This window comes from Streptomyces sp. NRRL F-6676, from assembly GCF_000725625.1.
In the GTDB taxonomy this organism is placed as follows: Bacteria; Actinomycetota; Actinomycetes; order Streptomycetales; family Streptomycetaceae; genus Streptomyces.
Genome location: NZ_JOHS01000096.1, coordinates 1 through 8,503, shown reverse-complemented (window position 1 = coordinate 8,503; position 8,503 = coordinate 1). Strand labels below are relative to the sequence as shown.

The 8,503-nt window shown below is 73.0% G+C and carries 8 protein-coding genes; 1 reads left to right on the top strand and 7 read right to left on the bottom strand.

Annotated elements, in window-relative coordinates; all coding sequences use genetic code 11:
• Nucleotides 1-95: 95 nt before the first annotated feature.
• The 7 genes from IO29_RS30830 to IO29_RS30800 all read right to left on the bottom strand — a co-directional run bounded on the left by IO29_RS30830 (nucleotide 96) and on the right by IO29_RS30800 (nucleotide 6,248).
• Entirely contained in the window at nucleotides 96-995 is a 900-nt protein-coding gene (locus tag IO29_RS30830; RefSeq protein ID WP_030381491.1) for a hypothetical protein, read from the bottom strand.
• Between the two features lie 272 nt (nucleotides 996-1,267).
• Nucleotides 1,268-2,482 carry an acyl-CoA dehydrogenase family protein gene (locus tag IO29_RS30825; RefSeq protein ID WP_030381492.1) on the bottom strand — a complete coding sequence of 405 codons (1,215 nt, stop codon included), beginning with the start codon at nucleotides 2,480-2,482 and terminating at the stop codon, nucleotides 1,268-1,270.
• 6 nt (nucleotides 2,483-2,488) lie between these two features.
• Nucleotides 2,489-3,532, bottom strand: coding sequence for a phosphotransferase family protein (locus tag IO29_RS30820; protein WP_030381493.1), 1,044 nt, complete (start codon nucleotides 3,530-3,532; stop codon nucleotides 2,489-2,491).
• A 173-nt stretch (nucleotides 3,533-3,705) separates the two neighbouring features.
• A complete protein-coding gene (locus IO29_RS30815) occupies nucleotides 3,706-4,038 on the bottom strand; it encodes a DUF202 domain-containing protein (protein WP_030381494.1) in 333 nt (110 codons plus the stop codon).
• Entirely contained in the window at nucleotides 4,035-4,424 is a 390-nt protein-coding gene (locus tag IO29_RS30810) for a YidH family protein (RefSeq protein WP_030381495.1), read from the bottom strand. The genes IO29_RS30815 and IO29_RS30810 overlap by 4 nt, the downstream gene beginning before the upstream one ends.
• Nucleotides 4,425-4,466: 42 nt before the next feature.
• Nucleotides 4,467-5,018, bottom strand: a complete 552-nt coding sequence (locus IO29_RS30805; RefSeq protein ID WP_033225709.1) for an NUDIX hydrolase — start codon at nucleotides 5,016-5,018, stop codon at nucleotides 4,467-4,469.
• Between the two features lie 303 nt (nucleotides 5,019-5,321).
• Nucleotides 5,322-6,248 (bottom strand): DMT family transporter, encoded by a 927-nt coding sequence (locus IO29_RS30800; protein ID WP_030381497.1) that lies wholly within the window; start codon nucleotides 6,246-6,248, stop codon nucleotides 5,322-5,324.
• Nucleotides 6,249-6,497: 249 nt separating this feature from the next.
• Here IO29_RS30800 and IO29_RS30795 point away from each other — a divergent pair, with 249 nt between their 5' ends.
• Nucleotides 6,498-8,153, top strand: coding sequence for an FAD-binding dehydrogenase (locus tag IO29_RS30795; RefSeq protein WP_030381498.1), 1,656 nt, complete (start codon nucleotides 6,498-6,500; stop codon nucleotides 8,151-8,153).
• Nucleotides 8,154-8,503: the final 350 nt, after the last annotated feature.

Below are 8,503 nucleotides of genomic sequence, written 5' to 3'. Positions count from 1 at the left end.
CCACCCGCTACGACAAACGCTCCGACCGCTACCTCGCCGCCATCACCCTCGCCAGCACCCTCATCTGGCTCGACCAATGATCGACAAGACACCCCCTAGCGGCGCTGGGACTCCTGCGCGGGGTGGCCGTGTCCCTGGTCCGTCCGGGACGGGGCGGTCCCTTCCGCCGCTCGGCGGCGGCGTTCCTCGGAGGCCGCCTCTTCGCGCAGATAGCTGTAGCGCCATTCGTAGCTGTGCGTGTGGCCGGCGCGCACCTGGCGCCCGTAGAAGGCGTTGAAGTCGCCCTCGGCGGAGAACAGATCGGCACCCGTACCCGCTCCGCCCGCGGCGGCCACGACCGCCCGGTGCCTCAGCCCGTTCTCCCATTCGATGCGCTCCACCTCCATCGCGAAGAACGCGGCGGGCTGCCATCCCGACCGCTGCGCCTGGACGTCCAGTCTGCCGCTGCGCACCTCGTTCTCCAGGGTCGTCACACGGGGCGCCGCCGCCGCGTTGAGGATCTCGAAGACGGCGGTTCCACGGAGATGAGCGGTGTCCCCCCGCCTGTTGTCCAACGTGATGGAGCGGCTGCCCGCCCGCCATTCGCCGGGGGTTCCGCCCTTGGTGCGGCCGAACCGCACCGTGACGGAGCCGACGGCGGCGAGTTCCCGGCGGAAATGGGGAGCCGCGGCGGACACGAAGTCGTAGATCTTCCGCATCGCCGCGCCGTCGGTCTCGCTCACGAAGCTCACCCCGCCCACCATGCCGTGGAACGGGGCGCCGGCGGGTTCCGGAGCCTCGTAGTAGGGGCCGTAGGCCAGGTCGGCGTCGTCGTCCCCGGGCCGCTGCCGTCCGCGGGAGGAGCCCGCGGAACTCCCCGGCAAGTCGCCGTAGGCCAGGTCCGCGTCGTCGTACCCCCGGCCGTGCCGTCCGCCGTCCGCCTCGCGCTGCACGGCGATGACCCTGGCCGTCGCGGCGTTGCCGGCCAGGCGTTGCAGCGACAGGACGTCCGCCACGCGCGACGGCGCAGTGGACGCGCGCGCACCCGGACGGTGGGCCCCGGGGCGGCCGGACGCCGCCTTCCGGGCGTCGCCCGACGTCTCACCACGTCCGATTGATGCGCGCATACGTCACTTCCCGGCCTCGCCCCTGAAACGCGGGGCGCCTTCCGGGTTCGACCAACACCCGCCCCGGAAGCCGCCGTTCGGCACACCACCAGGGCAAAGGCGCCCCCGGGGAGGGTAGCGCACCGTCGCGCGCCCGATTGCCCGGGCGCAACAGGCCGTCCTTACACGTACCGCTTCAACTCCCGCCGCGCCAGGGAGCGTTGGTGTACTTCGTCCGGCCCGTCCGCCAGCATCAGCGTGCGGGCGCCCGCGTACAGTTCCGCCAGCGGGAAGTCCTGGCTCACGCCGCCCGCCCCGTGCAGCTGAATCGCCCGGTCGAGGATGCCGACCACCGTGCGCGGGGTCGCGATCTTGATCGCCTGGATCTCCGTGTGCGCGCCCCGGTTGCCCACCGTGTCCATCATCCAGGCTGTCTTCAGCACCAGCAGCCGCAACTGCTCGACGGCGACCCGCGCGTCCGCGATCCAGTTGTGGACGACCCCCTGCTGCGCCAGCGCCTTGCCGAACGCCGTGCGCGACACCGCCCGCCGGCACATCAGCTCGATCGCCCGCTCGGCCATGCCGATCAGCCGCATGCAGTGGTGGATACGGCCGGGACCGAGCCGCGCCTGTGCGATGGCGAACCCGCCGCCCTCCTCGCCGACCAGGTTCGACACCGGCACGCGCGCCTGGTCGAAGACGACCTCCGCGTGCCCGCCGTGGTAGTGGTCCTCGTACCCGAAGACCCGCATCGCCCGCTTCACCGTCACGCCGGGCGTGTCCCGCGGCACGAGCACCATGGACTGCTGCCGGCGCACGTCGGAGCCGTCCGGGTCCGTCTTGCCCATCACGATGAAGATCTTGCAGTCGGGGTTCATCGCCCCGGAGATGTACCACTTGCGCCCGGTGATGACGTACTGGTCGCCCTCACGCTCGATCCGCGTCTCGATGTTGGTCGCGTCCGACGACGCCACCTCCGGTTCGGTCATCGCGAACGCCGAGCGGATCTCACCGGCAAGGAGCGGCTCCAGCCACTGCTTGCGCTGCCGCTCGTCGCCGAACTGGGCCAGCACCTCCATGTTGCCGGTGTCCGGCGCCGCGCAGTTCAGCGCGGTCGGCGCGAGCTGCGGGGAGCGGCCGGTGATCTCGGCGAGCGGCGCGTACTGGAGGTTGGTGAGCCCGGCGCCGTACTCCGGGTCGGGCAGGAAGAGGTTCCACAGGTCCTGCCTGCGGGCCTCGGCCTTGAGCTCCTCCACCACCGCCGGGGTGTCCCAGGGCGAGGCGAGCCGCGCCCGCTGCTCCTCGGCGACCGCCTCGGCGGGGTACACGTGCTCGTCCATGAAGGCCAGCAGCTTTGCGCGCAGCTCCTCGGTGCGCGCGTCGAACGCGAAGTCCATGACGGATCAGCCCTCCTCGGAGCCGTGCTTCAGGGTGGTCAGGCCGTGTTCGATGAAGACCGGGACGAGATCCCCGATCCGGTCGAAGCCGGCGCCGACCGTCTGGCCGAGCGTGTACCGGTAGTGGATGCCCTCCAGGATCACGGCGAGCTTGAACCAGGCGAACGCCGTGTACCAGGAGACGGCGGACACGTCGCGCCCCGAGCGCGCGGCGTACCGCTCGACCAGCTCCGCCGGGGACGGGTGCCCCGGGGCCGTGGCCGTGGTGGAGACGGGGGAGTCGGACAGCCCGAGCGGCACGCTGTACATGGTCAGCAGGCCCAGGTCGGTGAGCGGGTCGCCGAGCGTGGACATCTCCCAGTCCAGGATGGCGGTGATCCGGTCGTCGTTGCCGAGCAGGACGTTGTCCAGCCGGTAGTCGCCGTGCACGACGGCGGGCGCGGGGGAGTGCGGCAGCCTCCGGCCGAGCGCGGCGTGCAGCTCGTCGATGCCGGGCAGCTCGCGGTTGCGGGAGGCGTCGAGCTGCTTGCCCCAGCGCCGCAGCTGCCGGTCGAGGAAGCCCTCGGGCCGGCCGAAGTCCGCGAGCCCGACCTCCGCCGGGTCCACGGCGTGCAGCTCGACGAGCGTGTCGACGAGGCCGAGCACCGCCTCCCGGGTCCGCTCCGGACCGAGCGGGGCGAGCTGGTCGGCCGTCCGGTACGGGGTGCCCTCGACGAACTCCATGACGTAGAACGGCGCCCCGGGCGCCGCCTCGTTCTCCGGGTCCTCGCACAGCAGCACCGGGCGCGGCACGGGTACGGCCGTCGGGTACAGCGCGCTGATCACCCGGTGCTCGCGCCGCATGTCGTGCGCGGTGGCCAGGACGTGGCCGAGCGGGGGCCGTCGTACGACCCACCTGGTGGTGCCGTCGGAGACCGCGTACGTCAGATTCGACCGTCCGCCCTCGATCAGCCGGCCGGTCAGGGGACCGCGCACAAGCCCGGGCCGCTCCCGCGCGAGCAGCTCGCGCAGCCGGTCGGGATCGAGACCTGGCGGATGGTCTGGACTCATCGTCGCTCCTACGCCGGAAAACGGTGACCCGCTCATGATGCCGACCGGTCGGTATGTCGTCCAGTGGGCGACACGGGGGTGACGGCCGACGTGACGGGAACCACGGTGGCACGGGGGCGCTCCGCAGTGGCAGGGGGGTGCCCCCCGGTGGCTCGGGGGTGCCCCGCCGCCCCTCACACCACCAGGACGGCCGCGCACACGGCGAGCGCCACCGTGGCCAGCGCGGCGAGCGCGGCGTGCCGGGCGGACATGCGCGGCGGACCGGCGACCGGTGCCGACGCCAGGGTGCGGATGCGGACGTGCGCCAGGGCGAGGAAGGCCAGCCAGAGCGCGCCGCAGGCCAGGCAGACGGCGTAGCCGGCCGCGGAGCCGCCGTGCAGCGCGGTCTTCACGGCGAGCACGGCGGCGACCGTGCACGACAGGGTCGTACGCCGCCAGGCGAGCCGGGTGCGCTCGGGCTGCAACCCGGGGTCGCGGCCGGTCCCGGGGGCGGGGGGTGTCCTCATTCCCGGCCGAGCAGCACGACGACGACCATCGCGACGGCGACGACGCCGATCGCGATGCCGAGCAGTACGGGGAAGCGCGAGACCGGCAGGTCCTCCCCCCGCCGCATCGCCCGCTCGCACCGCACCCAGTGGTTGACGGCCCGCAGCGCGCACAGCACACCGGCGGCGAGCAGGGCGAGCGCCAGCCCGATGCGCCAGGCCCGGCCCAGGTCCGGCAGGAACTGGTCCACGGCGAAGCCCCCGCCGATCAGGGCGAGGGCGGTCCGCAGCCAGGCGAGGAAGGTCCGCTCGTTGGCCAATGAGAACCGGTAGTCGGGCGTACTGCCTTCCCCCCGCACCTCCTCCGGCACGAACCACAACCGGACGTTCCGCACGAGATCACTCACGTACGGGACCTTATCCGGCCGATTCAGGGGGCGGGGGGCGCATCACACCCCGCGCCCACCCCGCCACTTCCGCAGCCGTTCGTACGCCGCCAACCCGTCCGGCACCCACTCCCACTCCCCGAGCCGCGCCTCCACCTCCCCCTCGGCGAGGAACCCGTGCCACGCGACCTCCTCCACCTGCGGCCGCACCGGCAGCACGCACCGCACCTCGTACACCGCCGACCACCAGCCGTGCCCCGTCGCCGGGTCCTCGTACAGGAACCGGAACAGCGGCTCGGGCCGCGGCAGCCCCGAGACGCCGAGTTCTTCCTCCGCCTCCCGCAGCGCCGCGTCGTCGTACGACTCGCCGGCGCCGACGACGCCGCCGACGAACATGTCGTAGAGGGAGGGGAAGACGAGCTTGGTGGGGGTGCGGCGGTGCACGAAGATGCGGTCCGCCGCGTCGCGGGCCTGGATGAAGACGCAGCGATGGCGGAGGCCGCGGGCGTAGACCTCGCCGCGGCGGGCCTGTCCGACGACGCGGTCGTCCACGTCCACGACGTCGAGGATCTCGTCGGCGGGGTCGGGTGCGGGGGTTTCGTCCGAGGCAGTCATGGTGCCCATCCAACATGTTCTCGCCCCCGCCGCCCCTACCCTTCCCGTCCTCAAGGGGCTCCGCCCCTTGGACCCCGGAGAGCTCGGGTGGATGAGGTGCGTCGGGCGGGTGCGGGGGGTGGGGACTTCTCGCGCAGTTCCCCGCGCCCCTGAAAAACGAGGAGCGCCCCGGGTTCTGTGGGGCGCGGGGACTGAGGGGCGCGGGGAACTGCGTGACCAGCCACGTCCCACCCGCACCCGCACCCGCACCGCACCCGCACCCGCACCCGCCCACGAACAGAAGCCCCTGAGCTCCAAGGCGCCCTAATACGCTTGCAGGTCCCGGTCATGGTCCTGCTTCGTTTCGCGGCTCGCCGCGTCGCCCCCGCACGGCATCGCCGGATGCGCGCCGAGCAGCACGATGCCGACCACGATCGCCGCCAGCCCCGTCGCCTCCCACGTCAGCGCGCCGACATCCGTGCGCAGCCGGTCACCGAGGAACCCCACCCCGCACGTGATGCCCGCCAACGGCTCCGCCGCCGTCAGCGCGGGGAGCGACATCCGCAGGGACGCCGTCTCGAACGCGCTCTGCACCAGCAGCAGCCCCGTCGCCCCGCACACCACCACCCCGTACGGCTGCCAGCCGGTGAACAGTTCCGTGAAGCCGCCGTGGGTGAACCGCTGTCCGCTCACCCGGGTGAGCGCGTCCTGCATGCCGTACAGCAGCCCCGCCGCGAGCGCCAGCAGCACCGGCGCGGTGCTCATCCGGGAACGTTTCGCCGCCGTCGTCAGCAGCAGCGCGAGCCCCGCCATCGAGCCGATGATCGCCCAGTGCCGTACCGGATCGGCGACCGCCTGCCCGCCGCTCGGCCGGCCCGCGACGATGAACGCGGTGACGCCCCCCGCCAGCATCAGCAGCCCCGACCAGCCCTGCCGGCCCAGCGGCCGGCGGGCCTGCGCGCCGCGCGGCCAGTGCCGGGACAGCACCAGCGCGAACAGCAGGTTCGTGGCGAGCAGCGGCTCGACCAGGGACACCTCGCCCTGGGACAGCGCGACCGCGCCCAGCACCATGCCGGCGATCATGCACCCGATCCCGCCCAGCCAGCGCGGCACCCGCATCAGGTCGAGCAGCAGCCGGGGGGAGAGGAAGTCGCTCAGCGGCGCCTGCTGGGCGGCATTCTGCTGGAGCACGAACCCGACGCCCAGACAGACGGCAGCGCTCACCGAGAGAACCAGAACCAGTACCGACACGCTGTGTACCTCGATAACTCAGCGGGGTCACGGAAGGCGTATCCCGCTGACTGTAGCGGCCCGGGCCGCGCCCCGCCCGTGAGTGCCCCGGGCTGTGACGCGCTCGTCAGTACCCCGGATCCGGCGCCCGACGCCGGAGGCGGGCCGTGCGGACGGTTGACGCGGTCACCCGCCTGCCCCAAGGATCTGACCAGCCGGTAACAAGAGAGTCGGCGGTGCGGTACGACGACGGGGCGAGAGGAAACGCGCATGGCCTACGACGCTGACGTGATCGTGATCGGAGCGGGCCTCGCCGGTCTCGCCGCGACGGCGGAACTGGTGGACGCCGGCCGCAAGGTGATCCTCCTCGACCAGGAGCCCGAGCAGTCCATGGGCGGCCAGGCGTTCTGGTCGTTCGGCGGACTGTTCCTCGTCGACTCGCCCGAGCAGCGCCGCATGCGGATCAAGGACAGTCACGCGCTCGCCCTCCAGGACTGGATGGGCACGGCCGCGTTCGACCGTCCGGAAGACCACTGGCCGCGCCGCTGGGCCGAGGCGTACGTCGACTTCGCGGCCGGGGAGAAGCGCTCCTGGCTGTACCGGCAGGGCGTGCGGTTCTTCCCCCTCGTGAACTGGGCCGAGCGCGGCGGCTACGGCGCCATCGGGCACGGCAACTCCGTGCCGCGCTTCCACATCACGTGGGGGACCGGGCCGGGAGTGGTCGCACCGTTCGAGCGCCGGGTACGGGAGGGCGTCGCCCGGGGACTGGTGCGGCCGGCGTTCCGGCACCGGGTCACCGGGCTGTCCCGCTCCGGCGGCGCCCTCGACACCGTCTCCGGCGAGGTGCTGGAGCCCTCGGACGTCGAGCGCGGGCGCGCCAGCAGCCGTACCGTCATCGGAGCCTTCGAGTACCGGGCACAGGCGGTGATCGTCACCTCCGGCGGCATCGGCGGCAACTTCGACCTGGTCCGCGCCCACTGGCCGGAACGCCTCGGCACCCCGCCCGAGCACATGATCTCCGGCGTTCCCGCGCACGTCGACGGCATGATGCTCGGCATCGCCGAGACGGCCGGCGCGCACGTGATCAACCGCGACCGGATGTGGCACTACACCGAGGGCGTCCAGAACTGGGACCCCATCTGGGACAAGCACGGCATCCGCATCCTGCCCGGCCCCTCCTCGCTCTGGCTCGACGCGCGCGGCCGACGGCTGCCGGTGCCGCTCTTCCCCGGCTTCGACACCCTCGGCACGCTCGAACACATCATGCGTACCGGGTACGACTACACGTGGTTCGTCCTCGACCGGAAGATCATCGGCAAGGAGTTCGCGCTCTCCGGCTCCGAGCAGAACCCCGATCTGACGGGGAAGTCGGTGCGCGACGTCCTCGGGCGGGCGCGCACGGACGTGCCGGGGCCGGTGCGGGCCTTCATGGAGCACGGCGCCGACTTCGTCGTCGAGAAGGACCTCGGCGCACTGGTGCGCCGCATGAACGCGCTCACCGAGGAGCCGCTGATCGACGAGGCGGAACTGCGCCGCGAGATCGTCGCCCGCGACCGCGAGGTGGCCAACCCGTACACCAAGGACCTCCAGGTGACCGCGATCCGCGGGGCACGCAGGTTCCTCGGCGACCGGCTGATCCGCACGGCGGCGCCGCACCGCATCCTCGACCCCGCGGCGGGGCCGCTGATCGCGGTCAAGCTGCACATCCTCACCCGCAAGACCCTCGGCGGCCTGGAGACCGACCTCTCCTCGCGCGTCCTGACCGACAGCGGCGAGCCCCTGCCCGGCCTCTACGCCGCGGGTGAGGCCGCCGGCTTCGGCGGCGGCGGCGTCCACGGCTACCGGGCCCTGGAGGGCACGTTCCTCGGCGGCTGCCTCTTCTCCGGCCGCACGGCCGGCCGCGCGGCAGCCCGCACGGTGGGGTGACGCCCCCGGACCGTTGAGGGGCGCGGGGCTGTGCGGGATCTGCGGCTCCGCCGCGCGGGCGCGACCAGCCACCGACCCGCCCGCACCCGCCCGCACCCGCCAACGAACCCACCCCCCCGAGCTCTCAGGCGCCCCCCGGGGTCCAAGGGGCGGAGCCCCTTGAAGGGACGGGAAGGGTAGGGGCGGCGGGGGCGAAAACCCCAACTACAGCCACCCCCACCCTCGTTGACGCGAGTAACGCGCACCCCACCCTTGACGCCGACCACACCCGCCCGCTTGGCTGTCAGTGATCACCCACTGACAGCCCGCACCCACCCGCACCCGTGAGGAACCCCCGCGGTGCCCCCACC